16 protein-coding genes and 1 pseudogene are annotated in these 16,638 nt (G+C 73.4%); 3 read left to right on the forward strand and 14 right to left on the reverse strand.

The genetic code is table 11. The features are described 5' to 3' along the window. Positions 1–3: 3 nt before the first annotated feature. From ACGFRF_RS18460 to ACGFRF_RS18515, 12 genes and pseudogenes are all read right to left on the reverse strand, one after another. Complete coding sequence (locus tag ACGFRF_RS18460) at positions 4–1,512, reverse strand: glycoside hydrolase 43 family protein (protein WP_393741077.1); 1,509 nt, start codon at positions 1,510–1,512, stop codon at positions 4–6. Beyond that, a complete protein-coding gene (locus ACGFRF_RS18465; RefSeq protein ID WP_393741079.1) occupies positions 1,509–2,354 on the reverse strand; it encodes a PmoA family protein in 846 nt (281 codons plus the stop codon). The genes ACGFRF_RS18460 and ACGFRF_RS18465 overlap by 4 nt, the downstream gene beginning before the upstream one ends. Then, the gene (locus ACGFRF_RS18470; RefSeq protein ID WP_393741081.1) at positions 2,351–3,493 is read right to left on the reverse strand and encodes a Gfo/Idh/MocA family protein; all 1,143 of its coding nucleotides are present in this window, start codon (positions 3,491–3,493) and stop codon (positions 2,351–2,353) included. The genes ACGFRF_RS18465 and ACGFRF_RS18470 overlap by 4 nt, the downstream gene beginning before the upstream one ends. Next, on the reverse strand, positions 3,490–3,798 hold the full coding sequence (locus ACGFRF_RS18475; RefSeq protein ID WP_393741083.1) for a hypothetical protein: 309 nt from the start codon (positions 3,796–3,798) through the stop codon (positions 3,490–3,492). The genes ACGFRF_RS18470 and ACGFRF_RS18475 overlap by 4 nt, the downstream gene beginning before the upstream one ends. Beyond that, positions 3,795–4,679: a carbohydrate ABC transporter permease gene (locus ACGFRF_RS18480; protein ID WP_393741085.1), complete on the reverse strand. Its 885-nt coding sequence runs from the start codon at positions 4,677–4,679 to the stop codon at positions 3,795–3,797. The genes ACGFRF_RS18475 and ACGFRF_RS18480 overlap by 4 nt, the downstream gene beginning before the upstream one ends. Then, complete coding sequence (locus ACGFRF_RS18485; protein WP_393741087.1) at positions 4,676–5,611, reverse strand: carbohydrate ABC transporter permease; 936 nt, start codon at positions 5,609–5,611, stop codon at positions 4,676–4,678. Before ACGFRF_RS18485 ends, ACGFRF_RS18480 begins: the two co-directional genes overlap by 4 nt. A gap of 83 nt (positions 5,612–5,694) precedes the next feature. Continuing rightward, entirely contained in the window at positions 5,695–7,428 is a 1,734-nt protein-coding gene (gene araD / locus ACGFRF_RS18490) for an L-arabinonate dehydratase (RefSeq protein ID WP_393741089.1), read from the reverse strand. Beyond that, positions 7,425–8,336 (reverse strand): dihydrodipicolinate synthase family protein, encoded by a 912-nt coding sequence (locus ACGFRF_RS18495; protein ID WP_393741091.1) that lies wholly within the window; start codon positions 8,334–8,336, stop codon positions 7,425–7,427. Before ACGFRF_RS18495 ends, araD begins: the two co-directional genes overlap by 4 nt. Then, positions 8,333–8,998 carry a GntR family transcriptional regulator gene (locus ACGFRF_RS18500; RefSeq protein ID WP_393741093.1) on the reverse strand — a complete coding sequence of 222 codons (666 nt, stop codon included), beginning with the start codon at positions 8,996–8,998 and terminating at the stop codon, positions 8,333–8,335. Before ACGFRF_RS18500 ends, ACGFRF_RS18495 begins: the two co-directional genes overlap by 4 nt. 393 nt (positions 8,999–9,391) lie before the next feature. Then, complete coding sequence (locus ACGFRF_RS18505) at positions 9,392–9,556, reverse strand: hypothetical protein (protein ID WP_393741095.1); 165 nt, start codon at positions 9,554–9,556, stop codon at positions 9,392–9,394. A 198-nt stretch (positions 9,557–9,754) separates the two neighbouring features. Continuing rightward, positions 9,755–10,132 carry a hypothetical protein gene (locus ACGFRF_RS18510; protein ID WP_393741097.1) on the reverse strand — a complete coding sequence of 126 codons (378 nt, stop codon included), beginning with the start codon at positions 10,130–10,132 and terminating at the stop codon, positions 9,755–9,757. 119 nt (positions 10,133–10,251) lie between these two features. Further along, positions 10,252–10,832, reverse strand: a pseudogene (locus ACGFRF_RS18515) (TIGR03086 family metal-binding protein). A gap of 331 nt (positions 10,833–11,163) precedes the next feature. On the opposite strand from ACGFRF_RS18515, the gene ACGFRF_RS18520 reads away from it, so the two are divergent. Beyond that, positions 11,164–12,396 (forward strand): MFS transporter, encoded by a 1,233-nt coding sequence (locus ACGFRF_RS18520; RefSeq protein WP_393741099.1) that lies wholly within the window; start codon positions 11,164–11,166, stop codon positions 12,394–12,396. Here the strand turns inward: ACGFRF_RS18520 and ACGFRF_RS18525 are convergent. After that, positions 12,333–13,496: a hypothetical protein gene (locus ACGFRF_RS18525; protein WP_393741101.1), complete on the reverse strand. Its 1,164-nt coding sequence runs from the start codon at positions 13,494–13,496 to the stop codon at positions 12,333–12,335. The two genes, ACGFRF_RS18520 and ACGFRF_RS18525, sit on opposite strands and share 64 nt — an antisense overlap. 34 nt (positions 13,497–13,530) lie before the next feature. Continuing rightward, positions 13,531–14,472 (reverse strand): 5-dehydro-4-deoxyglucarate dehydratase, encoded by a 942-nt coding sequence (locus ACGFRF_RS18530; protein ID WP_393741527.1) that lies wholly within the window; start codon positions 14,470–14,472, stop codon positions 13,531–13,533. Positions 14,473–14,694: 222 nt separating this feature from the next. Here ACGFRF_RS18530 and ACGFRF_RS18535 point away from each other — a divergent pair, with 222 nt between their 5' ends. Together ACGFRF_RS18535 and ACGFRF_RS18540 are read left to right on the forward strand one after the other, a co-directional pair. Next, a complete protein-coding gene (locus ACGFRF_RS18535) occupies positions 14,695–15,504 on the forward strand; it encodes an NAD-dependent epimerase/dehydratase family protein (RefSeq protein WP_393741103.1) in 810 nt (269 codons plus the stop codon). 284 nt (positions 15,505–15,788) lie between these two features. After that, entirely contained in the window at positions 15,789–16,559 is a 771-nt protein-coding gene (locus ACGFRF_RS18540) for a DeoR/GlpR family DNA-binding transcription regulator (RefSeq protein WP_393741105.1), read from the forward strand. Positions 16,560–16,638: the final 79 nt, after the last annotated feature.

The raw sequence follows: 16,638 nt of genomic DNA on the forward strand, positions 1-16,638 counted from the left end.
GGGTCACCCAGGGCCGATGCGGAACCGGGTGAAGGTCGCCGCCCCGGCCTGCCCCGGTCCCTCGGGCGCGACGGCGAACAGGCCGAGCAGGGCGCCGACCCAGCGCCAGGGGGTGGCCGCGAAGACGGGTGCGGAGGTGCGGAAGCCGTCCCCGACGTCGTACGAGAACCGGCAGCGCGCGCCGGCCCCGGCCTCGATCCGCAGCCGGGCCCGTCCCTCCGGCGCGGGACAGGGCGCGCCCGCGTCCCGCTCCCTCTCGGCGACCGCCTCCGCGAACCGGTGCACGAGGTGGACCGTCCCGTCGGCCGCACGCTCGAGGCCGATCCAGCCGAAGGCGTCCCCGAGCACCACGAGCCCCGCCCGCGCCCCCGGCTCGGTGCCGTCCAGGCGCAGCTCGACCTCGACCGTGCAGGGCAGGCCGGGCAGCCGCTGGGTGAGGACGTGGGGGAGTTTCCTCGGGTCGTGGGCGTCGGCCGAGCGGACGCAGGTCAGCCGCAGCCCGTCCCCGGAGTGCTGGGTGGCCCAGCCGTCGCCCGGGTTGGCGGTCCACTGCCACTGGCGGCCGTAGCGTCCGCCGGGGAAGTCGTCGTCGGTGGCGGGAGCGGCGGGAGGCTGCGCCGGCAGGTCCGGCTTGCGGTGTACGGCGACGGGGGCGCCCTCGTCGCCGAGGACCGGCCAGCCGTCGGCACCCCAGCGCATCGGCTGGAGGTGGACGACCCTGCCGTAGGCGCCCCGCTGCTGGAAGTGCAGGAACCAGTCCTCGCCGGCCGCGGTGCGCACCCAGCCGCCCTGGTGCGGCCCGTTGACCTCGGTGTCCTTCTGCTCCAGGACGATCCGCTCCTCGTACGGCCCGAAGAAGCCGCGCGAGCGGAAGGCGCCCTGCCAGCCGGTCTCCACTCCCCCGGCGGGCGCCAGGATCCAGAACCAGCCGTCGTGCCGGTAGAGCTTGGGTCCTTCGAGGGTGAACCAGCCGGGGATGCGGTCCCCGTCGACGATCACCTTGCCCTCGTCGAGCAGCGAGGTGCCGTCGGGGTGCATCCGGTGGCCGGTGAGCCGGTTCTTGATGCCGGAGCGGGACCTGGCCCAGGCGTGCACGAGGTAGGCGTCGCCGGTCTCGTCGTCCCACAACGGGCACGGGTCGATCAGGCCTTTGCCCGCCTTGAGCAGGTGCGGGCGGGTCCAGGGGCCGCGGACCTCGGGGGCGTTGATCTGGAAGATGCCCTGGTCGGGGTCGCCCCAGAAGATCCAGAAACGGTCGTCGTGGTGACGGATGGACGGTGCCCAGACCCCGCAGTCGTGCCGGGGTGTGCGGAACTCCTCCTCGGGTTCCAGGCGTTCGAGCGCGTGGCCGACGAGGGTCCAGCCCACGAGGTCGCGCGAGTGCAGCAACGGCAGGCCGGGGACGCGGCCGAAGCTGGAGGCGGTGAGGTAGAAGTCGTCGCCGACGCGGACGACGTCCGGGTCCGACCAGTCGGCGTTCAGGACCGGGTTCTGGTACGTCTCGTCCCTCACCGGCTCACCGCCTTCCCGACCAGCGCGGCCGCTTCCCCGCGGTCCGGACGCCCGTCGGCGACCACCGTGACCACGCGGCGCACCACGGTCGCGCCGGGCTCGACCGGCAGGCGCTGCGCGGACGCCAGCGACGACCCGACCCCGGGGTACTCGGTGGCCCGTACGAACCACGGGTCCCGTCGGGTCTCCTCGGTGGCCCCGGCGAAGACCAGCGTCCAGCCGGCCCCGGCGAGCGCGATCCAGTCGGCGCGGCTGCCGTGCACCTCGGCCTCCCCCTCGCGGTCGGCCGTGTAGACGTCCGGCACCGAGTCCTCCTTGCGGGCCCGCCAGAAGAAGCCGCCGTAGGCCGCGCCGGGGCGCCCGTTGGTGGCGGGGCTGCCGAGGGTCAGCGGGCCGGCGGAGACGTTCGTCAGGGAGAACGTGAAGTCCAGCGCCCAGGCGGTGCCGGTCAGTCCGGTGGCCGCGACCGTACGGCGCTCGCGCAGCAGCTCCTTCCCGGCGGCGACCCAGCGCAGTTCCTCCACGAAGCCGTCGGGGTCGCGCAGCTGGAAGGAGGCGTGCCGCTGGGTGCCGTGATTGTCCAGCTCGGTGGGACCCCGGCCCCGGACGAAGGTGCGCCCGCCCCAGAAGTTGTGCCCCTCGACGTCGGGGACGGCGACACCGACGCCGAGGTGGTGTGCGTGGTCGGCGGGGGCCGCCTCGGTGACCGCCGTGCCGGCCAGGGTGGTGACGGGGTGCAGATAGGGGCGCGGGGAGAGGCGGACGGGCGGCTCGGGCCGGGTGACGTACCGGCCGACCGGGCGGCCCGCCACCCGCAGGACCGGGCTGTCGTGGGAGGTCATCGCGTGCTCACCTCTTTCGGCAGGGCCCAGGCGGCGCCCAGTTCGGAGTAGAGGGCCAGGGTGTCGGCGGCGGCCGCGACCAGGCCGTCGATGCCGGGCACGACCCGGCGTTGTTCGGCGGGCAGCAGCCGCCAGGCGTGCGCGGGGAGCGGGGCCGGGTCGGGGGCGGTCCGGACGGCCTCGACGACCTTCATGAAGGCGCCGGTCTCGTCCGGCGGTACCAGCAGCCGTGCGCCGCCGGCCAGGTGCTCGACCAGGTTCTCCAGCAGGTCGGTGCGGCCGTACCCGGTCTCCTCCGGGCCGTGCCCGGCCCGCTGGACCAGCACCCGGTCCTGCTTGTACCAGAAGGTGATCCGCCCGCTCTCGCCGTGCAGCACGACGTACGGCTCCCCCGGCTCCTCGGCGCACAGGGTCGCGGCGACCGTGACCGGGCCGTGCGGGGTGCCGACCCGGACGCAGGAGGTGTCGTCGGACTCGATGTCGTTGGCGCGCAGCAGTTCGGTCTCGATGCCGGTGACGTCCTCGGCGCGGGTCGTGCCGAGCAGGGCGAGAGCGGTGGCGACGGCGTGCGCGAGGGGGTTGGTGAGGACGCCGTCGACCACGTCGACGCCGTTCAGGCGCCGCCGGCCCGCCCAGGGCGCCCGCCGGTAGTAGGCCTCGGGGCGCGCCCAGGCCCCGGCCCCGCCGACCCCGGCGAGTTCGCCGATCGCGCCCTCGGCGATCAGCCGCCGGATGGCCGGCACGGCGTGCGAGCCCAGCGACTGGAAGCCGATCTGGCAGACCACGCCGGCCTCCGCCACCCCGTCGGCCATGCGCCGGTACTCGGCGTACGACGGCGCCGGCGGCTTCTCCAGCAGGATGTGCACGCCCCGCCCGGCGGCGGTGAGGGCCAGGTCGGTGTGGGTGGGGATCGGCGTGCAGATCACGGCGACCCGGGCGCCCGTGCGGTCGAGCAGCGCACCGAGGTCGGCGGACTGCTCGGGCCTGTCCAGGCCGTCCGGGATCTCCTCGGCGGACAGCGGGGTCAGCTCGCAGATCCCGGCCAGCCGGACCAGCCCCCGGGCCTGGAGCCGGCGGATGTTGTCGAGGTGCCGGCGGCCGTGACCGCGCGCGCCCGTCAGGACGATGGGTACGCTCACGGGATCCTCCCCGCACCCGCGCCGCACGCCGTCTCCCGGTCGGCCGGCGCGGTGCTGTCGGTCCTTGCGTGCGGGGTGGGCGGCCGGCCGGTGCCCGCCGTCAGATCGCGCCCGCTGCCCGGCTGCGGGGTGGCCCGGAGCCTGCCGTGGTCGCCGGTGGCCGAGTCGCCGGCGCCGGTGAGCATCGCCTCGCCGTGGCCGGCGAGCCGGGACCGGGCGCCGGGTCGCCGGACGGGGAGGCGGTCGTAGGCGGCGCGCAGGTCGGGAGGGCGAAGGACGACCCTGCTGACGGGACGGCGTCTCATCCCTTCACCGCCCCCGCGCTGAAGCCGGTGATCAGCCACTTCTGGATGAAGGCGAACACGATCACCACGGGTACGGCCGCGACGATGCCGCCCGCGGCCAGGGCACCCAGGTCGACGCTGTCGGCGCTCATCAGGGTGTTGAGGCCGACCGGGATGGTCTGCTTGCTCTGGTCGGACAGAAACATCAGGGCGAACAGGAAGTGGTTCCAGGCGTGCACGAAGGCGAAGGAGCCGACGGCGATCAGACCGGGCCGCAGCAGCGGCAGGACGACGATCCTGAAAGCGGTGAGCCGGTTGCAGCCGTCCACCCAGGCGGCCTCCTCCAGGGAGTAGGGCACGTTCCGGATGAAGCCGCTGATCAGGATCATCGACAGCGGCAACTGGAAGACGGTCTCGGCGATGATCACACTGCCGAGGGAGTTGATCATCGACAGCTTGGCGAAGATCTGGAAGAGCGGCACCAGCAGCAGTGCGCCCGGCACGAACTGGGAGCACAGCAGGGCCAGCATGAAGCCGCGCTTGGCCCGGAAGTCGAAGCGGGCGAGCGCGTAGCCGCCGGCCAGGGCGACGAGCGTGGTCAGCACCAGGGTGGCGAGGCCGACGTAGACGCTGTTGGCGAAGTAGGTGCCGAAGCTGCGCTCGGTCCATACCTTCTGGAAGTGGTCGAAGGTCATCGGCCACGGCACGAGCGAGGTGGAGCCGGCCGGGCGGAGGGCGAAGAGGAGGATCCAGTAGAAGGGGATCAGGGTGAACAGGAGGTAGATCCCCAGGGGGAGGTAGATCTGCCAGCGCGGGACCTCGTCCCAGGCACGGCGCTTCTTGCGTGGCCGGGCGGGCTCGGACACCACACGCTCGGGCGCGGGAGCGATCTCGGTGATCACTTGGTCTCACCTCCGAACTTGCTCAGCCGCAGATAGACGATCGAGCAGAAGAGCAGGATCACGAACGCCACCGTGGTCAGGGCGGAGGCGTAGCCGAAGTTGTGGGCGTCGACGCTGGTGTTGGCGATGTAGAGCGGGAGCGTCGTGGTCTCCCCGGCCGGTCCGCCGCCCGTGAGGGTGTAGAGCAGGTCGACGTTGTTGAACTCCCACACCGCGCGCAGCAGCGTGGACAGGACGATCGCGTCCTTCAGGTGGGGCAGGGTGATGTGCCAGAACTGCTTGAGGCGACTGGCTCCGTCGACCTCGGCCGCCTCGTACAGGTCCCTGGAGACGGACTGGAGGTCGGCGAGGATGAGGATCGCGAAGAAGGGGACGCCCCGCCAGAGATCGGCGACCACCGCCGCCGGGAAGACCGTCGAGGTGTCCGACAGCCAGCTCGTGCCGTAGGAGCCGATGCCCGCATCGGCGAGGTAACGGGTGATGCCCGTCTGGGAGTTGTAGAGCAGGACCCAGATCGCGGAGGTCAGCACGCCGGAGACGGCCCACGGGGAGAAGACGAGGGCGCGTCCGAGCGCCCGCCCGACGAAGGTCTGGTTGACGATGAGGGCCAGCGCGAGCCCGAACAGCAGTTGCAGGCCGACCTCGACCACGACCCACTGGGCGCTGAAGGTCAGCGTGTCCCAGAACTGGGGGTCGTGGGCGAAGGCCTGCGTGAAGTTGTCGAAGCCCGCGAAGCCGTTCCGCCACGGCTTGGTGGGGTTGTAGTTCTGCAGGCTGTAGTAGAAGACGCTGAGCACCGGGTAGGCGATGAAGCCCAGCATCAGCAGGGCCGCCGGGGCGATCAGCAGGTACGGCAGCCTGCGCGGGGTCGCGGAGGCACGGCGCCGCCGGGGTGGCGCGGGCGGTTTCGCCACGGCTGCGGCTTGGGCCATGACTGTTCTCCGTTCACAGTGGGGCGGATATAGGAAGCGCTTGCTACATACACATGGGTGAGCGCTTCGCTCATGTCGACGGGTCAGCCGGCGTACGGGTCCGGCACGCTGCCCGGCCGGGCCAGGAACTCGAAGTCGCAGCCGGTGTCGGCCTGCGTGATCTGCTCGTTGTAGAGGGCGCCGTAGCCCCGCTCGAACCGGGCGGGCGGCGGGGTCCACTCGGCTCGCCTGCGCGCCAGCTCCTCGTCGTCCACGTGGAGATGGAGGCCGCGGGCGTCGACGTCGAGGGTGATGAGGTCCCCGGTGCGGACCAGCGCCAGCGGGCCGCCGACGTACGACTCGGGCGCCACGTGCAGGACACAGGTGCCGTAACTCGTGCCGCTCATCCGGGCGTCGGAGATCCGGACCATGTCCCGTACGCCCTGCTTGAGCAGGTGGTCGGGGATCGGCAGCATGCCGTACTCGGGCATGCCCGGCCCGCCCTTGGGACCGGTGTTGCGCAGGACGAGCACGCTGTCGGCGGTGATGCCGAGCGAGGGGTCGTCGATGGTCCGCTGCATGGTCCTGTAGTCGTCGAAGACGACCGCGGGGCCGGTGTGCCGGAGCAGGTGGGGCTCGGCGGCGATGTGCTTGATGACGGCGCCGTCCGGGCAGAGGTTGCCCCGGAGTACGGCGACCCCGCCCTCGCGCGCGACCGGGTTGTCACGGGGCCGGATGACGTCGTCGTTGTGCACCCGGGCACCCCGCAGCTGGTCGCGCAGGGTGTCGTGCGAGACCGTCGGCCGCTCCAGGTGGAGCAGGTCGCGGATGCGGGACAGGAAGCCGGGCAGGCCGCCCGCGAAGTGGAAGTCCTCCATGAGGTAGCGCTGTCCGCCGGGGCGGACGTCGGCGAGCACGGGAACCGTGCGGGCGATGCGGTCGAAGTCGTCCAGGGTGAGCCGCACCCCGGCCCGGCCCGCCATGGCGATCAGGTGGATCACGGCGTTGGTGGAGCCGCCGAGGCCCAGGACGGTCGTCACGGCGTCCTCGAAGGCCTCGCGGGTGAGGATCTCGCTCAGCTTGCGGTCCCGGTGGACCAGTTCGACGATCGTCAGGCCCGCCTCGGCGGCCATCCGGTCGTGTCCGGAGTCCACCGCCGGGATGCTGGACGCGCCGGGCACGGTCACGCCGAGCGCCTCGGCGGCGGCCGTGAGCGTGGACGCCGTACCCATGGTCATGCAGTGGCCGGGCGAGCGGGCCAGGCCGCTCTCCAGCTCGGCCATCTCGCAGTCGCCGATGAGACCGGCCCGCTTGTCGTCCCAGTACTTCCACATGTCGGTGCCGGAGCCGAGGACCTGGTCGCGCCAGTGGCCCGGGAGCATGGGGCCGGCCGGCACGAAGACCGCCGGCAGGTCCACGGAGGCGGCGCCCATGAGCAGGGCGGGCGTGGACTTGTCGCAGCCGCCCATCAGCACCGCTCCGTCGACCGGGTACGACCGCAGCAGTTCCTCGGTCTCCATCGCGAGCAGGTTGCGGTAGAGCATCGGGGTCGGCTTCTGGAAGGTCTCGCTGAGCGTGGAGACCGGGAACTCCAGCGGGAAGCCACCGGCCTGCCACACCCCGCGCTTGACGGCCTGGGCGCGGTCGCGCAGGTGGACGTGGCAGGGGTTGATGTCGGACCAGGTGTTGAGGACGGCGATGACCGGCTTGCCGAGGTGTTCCTCGGGCAGGTAGCCGAGCTGGCGGGTGCGGGCGCGGTGGCTGAAGGAGCGCAGGCCGTCGGTGCCGTACCACTGGTGGCTCCTCAGATTCTCGGGGCTCTTGCGGGGTGCGTTCATATCGACCATCCGGCGGCGATGACGGCGACCTCGGCCCGTTCGTCCTCGGGCAGCGGCTTGCTCGGCGGGCGGACGTCCCTGCGGCACAGGCCGAGCGCGGCGAGCGCCTCCTTGACGACGGTGACGTTGTTGGCGGAGCCGTGGGCCGCGCGCAGTTCCTCGAAGCGGCGGATCTGCTCCCAGACCTTCATGGCGGCCGGATAGTCGCCGGATCGAAGGGCTTCGATCATGTTCAGCGAAACGGCCGGGGCGACGTTCACGAGCCCGGAGGTGAAGCCGGTGGCGCCCGCGGAGAAGTAGGAGGGGGCGTAGGGCTCGGCGAGACCGGCGACCCAGACGAAGCGGTCGAGGCCCGCGTCCCGCGCGAAGGCCGCGAACCGTGCGGCGTCCGGGACGGCGTACTTGACGCCGATGACGTTCGGGCAGTGGTCGGCGAGTTCGGCGAGGCGGGCGCCGGGCAACTGGGCGTTGCGCAGGTACGGCACCACGCCCAGCTCGGGGACGGCTTCGGCGATGGCGCGGTGGTAGTCGACCCAGCCGGCGGCCGAGACGTACGGGTGGACGGGCTGGTGGACCATGACCATCTGGGCGCCGAGGTCGCGGGCGTGCCGGGCGGAGGCGATCGCGGTGGGTACGTCGTGCCCGACCCCGACGAGGATCACGGCACGGTCGCCCGCCTCCTGCACGGTCCACTCGGTCACCAGGCGCCGCTCCTCGGGGCTGAGGGCGTAGAACTCGCCGGTGTTGCCGTTGGGGGTGAGGGTGCTGATCCCGCCGTCGAGCAGGCGACGCAGCAGGACCCGGTGGGTGTCCCGGTCGACGGAGCCGTCCTCGGCGAAGGGGGTCACCGGGATGGCCACCACGTCGGCCAGGGCCGCCCGCTGGGTCTCGAACGTCACGCTGCTCATTCCTGGCCTTCCTCTGGGTGGGGCTCGCTGTCCGAGGGGAACGCTCGCCGCACGAAGGACGCGATGTGGGCGTGCAGGGCGCTCGCGGCGCCGTCCGCGTCACCGTCGAGCGCGAGCCGCAGGATCTCCCGGTGCTCGGCGGCCTCCCGCTCCCAGGAGGGGTCGGCCGCCCAGGCGACGGCGGAGACGAGGGCGGCCTGGTCGCGGACCTCGTCCAGCATCCGGCCGAGCAGCGGGTTGCCGCAGGGCAGGTAGAGGGCGCGGTGGAACTCGCGGTTGGCGAGCGACCGTTCGGCGGTGTCGGTGGCGTCGTCGGCGCGGGTCAGCGCGGAGCGAGCGGCGTCGAGGGACGCGCCGCGCCGCACCGCCCGGCGCAGGGCCTCCGGCTCCAGCAGCAGCCGCACGTCGTAGACCTCGCGCGCCATGTCCGCGTCCACCATGCGCACCGTGACGCCCTTGTACTGGCTCATCACGACCAGACCGGTCCCGGCGAGCGTCTTCAGCGCCTCCCGCACCGGGGTCTTGGACACCCCGAACTGTGCGGCCAGCTCCGTCTCGACCAGGGCCTGTCCGGGCGTCAACTGCCCCGTCAGGATGCGGTGTTTGATGGCGTCCAGCACGTATTGCGTGCGGGACGGGATCGGGGTGGGCACAGAGGTCATGCGGCCCTCTCGGATCTCACATATCGCGTCTCATATATGACGTACGAAGTACGACGCGTTGAAGGTAGGAGTGGGCTCGCGTTTCGTCAATGCTTCCGGCAGAGGAAGTCGAGGTTGCCGGGGCGGGGCGGCTCGGGCGGTGCGGATGCCGCCCGCGATCGCCCGGTGCGTGGGCCGCCCGGAGACGGCGGCGGCGCGCACGGTGGCCGCCTCGCGGGTCGGTGTGGGCCCGACAGGGGGACGAGCGGCTCGCGCACGTGGGCGTCGCGGGCGATCCGGCCGGCGCCCTCCGGCGTGAGACGCACCCGCTGCGGCGGTTCGCCTTCGCGATGCTCGCCGAGGTCCGCCTCCCGGAGCACGCCGGCACGCTGCCCGGCACTCGGCGCGCAGCCCCTACGCCGCCGTCTCGTGGGCGACGGCTCGGGCGGTCAGGCGCAGGTTCCGGTGCCGGACGCCGTCGTGCAGGTCGCGGAAGCCGAGGACGCCCTCACGGAAGTCGACGTCCGGTCGCCCGAAGAAGCCGGCCGGCCGACAGGCGCAGTCCCGTGAGGCGTACACGGGATCGGCGCGGGCGGTGTCATGCCGCCGAAGGCGGAGGCGTAGGCGGCGGCCGGCGGGTCGGCGCTGTGGTCGGCGTGCAGATGCCGGATCCGGATCGCGGTGGGCCGCGCGGGGTCCGTGTGCCGCTGCGAAGCGGCGAACGTGTCCCGGGCCCCGCGTCCACCCATGCCTCGGCGCCCCCGGGGAGCGCCGGGGTCAGGGCGCGGGGAGTGTGAACACCAGGTACAGGACGGACAGCGGCGGCGTCAGCGCGACCAGGGACGCCCAGACGCGCGCCGCCGACCAGCGGCGCCTCCAGGGCAGCAGCCACGCGGTGAGCAGGGCCGTGAACGACAGCGGGCCACCGACGCCGAGCATCCCGTTGATCCAGGCCAGCGCCGTCTCCAGGGCGGCCGAGCAGTCGTCGGGGCCGCAGCTGTCCGTGGCCATGGCGGACAGTCCGCCGAAGAGGAGGGCGAGCGGGGCCAGCGGGACCATCAGGGCCGTCGCGACCGCGGGGGCCACCCAGCCCCGGGGGTCCCGCCGCTCCGCGCCGGCCGGGCCCGGGACCGTCGCGATGTGCTGTGTCGTCATGTGGCCATCGAACCGGTGCCGCCGTGCCCGGCACACCGGCCGAGGTACTCATGCCGTACCGGTTCGCCTACTCAGTGCCGCTCTCGGTGCCCTCCTGCGGCCGCCGTCCCGGGTCGCTCCTACGGCCGCCACCCCGGGTCCCGCCCGCTGAGCCCCACCGCCCGCTCCACGAGCGGCGCGCCCTCCGGGACCGGGACGACCGGGCCGAACAGGCCGCCGCCCCGGTCCGGGTCGTCGGCGGCGGCGAGGAGGAAACCGTGGGCCGATCGGAGGGCGGCCGGGTCGGGGGCGTAGTCCTGGCCGGTGGCGCGGGCCAGGTCCCAGCCGTGGATCACCAGTTCGTCGGCGACGACGGCGCCCGCGACCGCGCCCGGCAGGTCCACCCCGCCGGCCCGCGTGTCGCCGGTCCAGGCGGCCGGGTCGCGCCAGGCGTCGGCCAGTTCGTCCAGTGCCTTGGGCAGTTCCTCGCGCCAGCCGGGGCCGATGTCCGGGACGGCGGCGTTCGGGTTGGTGTCGGTCGTCGCGCCGAGGTCCTTGCGGGCCGCGTCGCGGAAGGCCACCGAGAGCATCACCAGATGGCCCAGCAGGTTCCGCACCGCGCAGTCCGGGCACGCGTGACGGCCGTCAGCTGTTCGTCGGTCACGTTCTCGGCGAGCCGCGCCACGATCCGGGTCTGCGGGCCGAGGTCCACCATGGTCATGTCCTGCTCCTTCGGGGTCGCGCTGCCCGTACGAACAGATTGACCGGCCGGACCCGCGGAACTCATCGGTGCCGCACAGGCACGCCCACGGCACACGGCCGCCGCCGGGGCACCGCGCCGCGATCACCGGGTCGCGCGGCGCGCAGCCGGACGAGGAGTCGTGGGGGGAGACCGATGACCGGCGGATCGTCGCCGCCGCGCCGCGCCCGGGACCAGGGCCCTGTCCGACGATCCGCGTCGTCGCCCGAAGGCAGACGGGAAGGGTCGGACGGCACAGCTAGGGCACCTTACCGATCCCGAGGTCCTCGCCTTAGGTCCACGATGACCAGGCATGACGACTTCCTGGACCGTGGTCCGCGTCCTGCGGGACCGCACTGCGGGGCTGTACCTCACCGGCCTGGTGGTGTCCGCCTTCGGCACCTCCTCGCTGTGGCTGGTGTCGGGGGTGTGGGTCAAGGACCTCACGGGGTCCGACGGCCTGGCCGCCCTGTGCATGGTCGCCATGTGGGCGCCCACCCTGGCGGGCCCGGCGCTGGGCACGCTCGCCGACCGCCTCCCGCGCAAGCCCCTGCTCATCACGCTGAATCTGGGGCTGGCGGCCATGCTCCTGACGCTGTTCACCGTCGACTCCCCCGGCCGCTTGTGGTTGCTGTTCACCGTCCTGTTCCTGTACGGCACCGCCGGAGTCGTCCACGACGCCGCCGAGTCGGCCCTGGTCGCCGCCGCCGTCGCCCCGGATCTCCTCGGCGACTTCAACGGGTTGCGGATGACCGTCACGGAGGGCATGAAACTCGTCGCCCCACTGACCGGGGCGGGCCTCTACGCGGTCTCCGGGGGGCCGGCCGTGGCCTGCCTGGACGCCGTCACCTTCGTCCTGGCCGCCGGGCTGTGCGCGCTGCTGCGGGTGCGCGAGGAGCGGCCCGCCCGGTCCGGCGGCGGCCGGCGGAAGCAGACCGCGGAGGGCTTCCGGCACCTGTGGGGTCACCCCGTGCTGCGCCCGCTGGTCCGGGCGGGCGGTACGACCATGCTGCTGACCGCGCTCTGCGGCGCCATGCTGTACGCCGTCGTCGACCGCCTCGGCCACGGCCCCGCCTACACCGGCGTGCTGTACGCCGTCCAGGGCGCCGGTTCGGTGGCGGTCGGGCTCGTCTCGGGGCCCGCGTTGCGCCGGCTCGGCGAGCGCCGGTTCGCTGCGGCGGGGATCGCGCTGACGGGGGTCGCCGTGGCCGCGCGGGCCGTGCCGTCGGACCCGGTGGCCCTGATGTCCAGCGCGGCGAGCGGCCTGGGCCTGCCCTGTGTGCTGATCGCCGCGTTCACCGCCGTGCAGCGCGAGACCTCCGGCCCGCTCCTCGGCCGTGCGACGGCCACCGCCCACACGCTGGTCTTCACCCCGAACGTGCTCGGCCTCGCCCTCGGGGCCGGCCTGGTCGAACTGGCCGGCCCCGGGCTGTTGTTGCCGCTGTACGGTCTCGCGCTGCTGCTGACGGCGGCCTCGCTGGCTCAGCGCGCCGACAGCGCCGCCCGCACCGCCGCGAGGTCCCCGTCCGACGCCAACCCGGCGTGATACAGCCGCAGTTCGGTCGCGCCGTGGGCACGCGCGCGTGCCGCGTCGGCCGCGAGCGTGCCGGGGCTGCCGCCCATCCCGGTGACGACCGTGAGGTTGGCGGCCAGCACCGTCCGCTCCCGGGCCTGTGCGGCGAAGGGCGCCAGCAGGTCCGTACCGCCCGTGCAGGGCACCACCACGCCGTCGGCCACGGACAGGACGTGGGCGGGGTCGACGCCCGCGTTGGCGCCGCAGTGGTAGGAGACCGGGTCGGCGTGCAGCAGGACCTGGAAGCCGTCGGGCGCGGCGGCGCGTACGGCGGCGACGGCCTCCTCCTGGAGGGTGCGGGCGGTCTCCTCGCGCCACGCGCGCGTGGCGGCCGCCGTGCCCTCGCCGAGCAGCTTCTCGGCCGTGGGCCAGCCCTCGTCGTCCGCCGCGCCCCGCCACAGCGGCTCCAGCGCGGTCCGCACGGCCGCCGCCAGTTCGTCGGCGTCGAGACCCTGTCCGCCGTAGCCCGCGCGGCAGGACGGGCAGAAGCACAGCGACATCAGGTACTGCCCGGCCTCCCCGAGGCCCACGCCGGAGGTCTTGTCGTGGGCGTGCAGGTGCTGAAGCCCGTACCAGCCGAGGGACTCCAGCTCGGTGCCGTGCGCGCCGGGGCGTACGGCGGCCTCGGCGGCCAGGTCGACCAGGTAGGCGCGCGTGGCGGGCTGGGCGATGCAGGGCGCCCATGGGTAGCGGTCCCCGTAGGCGTTGACCACCGAGGTGTCCGGATGCTCGGCGCCGAGGCGGGAGTTGTGGGCGAGGACGACCCAGGTGTGCACCTCCAGGCCGGCCTCGACGAGGGCCTCGGCGGCCTCACCGTACGCGTTGCCGGGGGCCCAGCGGCCGGCGGGGTAGGGGCGCAGGCCGCGGCCCGCCCAGCGGTCGCCCGGCGGGTAGAGGACGGCCGCGTACTCGGCGGTGACGATGCGGTGGCGGGGGTGCCGGGGGGTCAGGGCGCGGGTGGAGTGGTAGGCGGAGGCGAGGGTCACCTGCTCGACACCGAGCCCGGCGATGCGCGCGGGGGCCTCGGGGTCCCCGTCGACGTCCCAGGGATAGACGAACGCCGACGCCTTCATGCGGCCTCCTCGGGCGGCATGGGGCCGTGGTCGATCACGCGTCCTCCTCCAGCAGCGCGTATCCGCGCTCGATCAGTTGGGCGAGCTGTTTGACATGATCCTCGCCCGGCTCGTGCAGCGGGGGCCGGACCTCGCCGACGTCCAGGCCGCGCAGCCGTACGCCGGCCTTGACGAGGGAGACGGCGTAGCCCCGCCCCTGGGCGCGCAGTTCGACGAACGGGCGGTAGAAGCCGTCCAGGAGGCGGCGCACGGTGTCCTGGTCGCCCGTGTCCAGGGCGCGGTGGAAGGCGAGGGCGATCTCCGGGGCGAAGCAGAACACGGCCGAGGAGTACAGGGTGATGCCCAGGGCGCGGTAGGCGAGCTGGGTCTGCTCGGCGGTGGGCAGGCCGTTGAAGTACAGGAAGTCGCCGGCAACCTCGGTGCGCACCACGCTGACGATCCGCTGCATGAGGTCGAGGTCGCCGAGGCCGTCCTTGAGGCCGATGACCCCGTCGGTGCGGGCGAGTTCGACCACGGTCCGCGGGGTGAAGACGGCGTTGTCGCGCTGGTAGACGACGACCGGCAGGGCGGTGGCCGCGGCGACCTCCCGGTAGTGCCGCAGCAGGCCCTCCTGGCCGGCGAGCACGAGGTACGGCGGCATGGCCAGCAGGCCGTCGGCGCCCGCGCCCTCGGCGAGGCGCGCGTAGCGGACGGCGAGGGCGGTGCCGTAGCCGGCGCCGGCGACGACCGGGACGCGGCCCTCGGCCGCCTCCACGGCCACCCGGACGCAGGCCTCGAACTCCTCCGGCAGGAGCGCGTGGAACTCCCCGGTGCCGCAGCAGGCGAACACGGCGGCGGCACCGGCCGCGACGCCCCGGCGCACGTGGGTGCGGTAGGCGTCGAGGTCGAGTGAGCCGTCGGGGCCGTAGGCCGTGACGGGGAAGAAGAGCGGCCCGCTGGGATCGCGGAGCCGGGCGGCGAGAGGGGCAGGCGTCACGAGCGCTCCCAGTCGGTGCATGCTTCTGATCGTCGTCTATATTTCTGAACGATCTCACGCTACGGGCCCGTATTGGAGCGGGTCAAGCGCGCGAGCGGGCAAGACAGCGGCGGATTCCCCCGTGTCACGGCACACTTGACGAGGCGTGTCGCCACTTCCTAGCGTGTCCACGCATGTGAATGTCGTCCACGCATACGGCCGCTGACGTCAAGGAGACCGAGGATGCCCGCTCCCCGCACCGTTCTGCTCACCGGCGCCGCCGGCGGGCTCGGCACCCTGATGCGGTCCCTGCTGCCGGAGTACGGCTACGCGCTGCGGCTGTTCGACGTGCGCCCCGTCGACGGCGAGCCGGACGCGATCACCGCGGACCTCTCCGACAAGGAGGCGCTGCGCGAGGCGGTGCGGGGCGTGGACGCGATCCTCCACCTCGCGGGCATCTCCCTCGAAGCGCCGTTCGAGAAGATCCTCAGGTCGAACATCGAGGGCACCTACAACCTGTACGAGGCCGCCCGCCGGGAAGGCGTGCCCCGGATCGTCTTCGCCTCCTCCAACCACGCCGTCGGCTTCACGCCGGCCCCGGGCGCGGGCGATCCGCTCATCCCGATCGACACCCCGCGCCGCCCGGACACCTTCTACGGCCTGTCGAAGTCCTTCGGCGAGGACCTGGCCCAGTTCTACTGGGACAAGCACGGCCTGGAGACCGTATCGGTGCGCATCGGCTCCTGCTTCCCGGAGCCGACCAGCGTGCGCATGCTCTCGGTGTGGATGAGCCCGGCCGACGGCGCCCGCCTCTTCCACGCGGCCCTGACCGCCGAGAAGGTCGGCCACACGGTGGTCTACGGCTCCTCCGCCAACACGCGTCTGTGGTGGGACCTCACGACCGCCCGGGCGCTCGGCTACGAACCGCGGGACGACTCCGAGCCGTACGCCGAGAAGCTGATCGCCGAGCAGGGCGAGCTGGCCCCCGAGAACCCGGCCCACAGCCACCTCGGCGGGCACTTCGTCAGCGACCCGCCGATCTGGCCGTACTGAGCCTCGTACAGGCCCCCGGGTGGCTCCCGGCGGCCGGAAACGATCGTCCACGCGAGCGGGCGGGCACCGAACGGGCCCGCCCGCCGCCGTGTCCGGGCATCCGCCGTGCCCGATCCCACCCCGCCCCGGGCGGCCGCGCAGGTCCGCGACGGGCACGGCCCGCGCCAAGCGGGCACAAGCGGGCAGTATCGGGCCCGCAACAGACCTGGTCAGCGCCGCGCACCGGCGGTAGAACTTCCCCCATGGGCCCGAACGGGCAGTTCCACAGGGAAGTGGGTGACGACATGACCACCAGGACGGCGGAAGAACGCCGGCGGGAGATCGTGCGGGCCGCCCGCGCCACCGGCTCGGTGGACGTCACCGCGCTCGCCGCCGACCTGGGCGTGGCCAAGGAGACCATCCGGCGCGATCTGCGCGCCCTGGAGGACCACGGCCTGGTCCGCCGCACCCACGGCGGCGCCTGTCCGGTGGAGAGCGCCGGGTTCGAGACGACCCTCGCCTTCCGCGCCACCAGCCATGTGCCCGAGAAGCGCCGGATCGCCGCCGCCGCGGCCGAACTGCTCGGGGACGCCGAGACGGTCTTCGTCGACGAGGGCTTCACCCCGCAGCTCATCGCCGAGGCGCTCCCGAGGGACCGGCCCCTGACCGTGGTCACCGCGTCCCTGCCGGTCGCGGGCGCCCTCGCGGAGGCCGAGCGCATCTCGGTGCTGCTGCTCGGCGGCCGGGTCCGCCCGGGAACGCTGGCCACCGTCGACCACTGGACGACGAAGATGCTGGCCGGCTTCGTGATCGACCTCGCCTACATCGGGGCCAACGGCATCTCCCGCGAACACGGCCTGACCACCCCCGATCCGGCGGTCAGCGAGGTGAAGGCGCAGGCCGTCCGGGCCGCCCGCCGCACGGTCTTCGCGGGCGTGCACACCAAGTTCGGCGCGGTCAGCTTCTGCCGGTTCGCCGAGATCGGCGCTCTGGAGACGATCGTGACCAGCACCCTGCTCCCGGCCGCCGAGGCCCACCGCTACTCCCTGCTGGGCCCGCAGGTCATCCGCGTCTGACCTGCCAACTCGTCCCCGTCCAGGGGCGTTCCTCACCTCCGAACACCCCTTATGCCCCTCTTTCCCATACTTCAGGAGC

This window comes from Streptomyces sp. NPDC048521 (genome assembly GCF_043199855.1).
GTDB lineage: Bacteria > Actinomycetota > Actinomycetes > Streptomycetales > Streptomycetaceae > Streptomyces.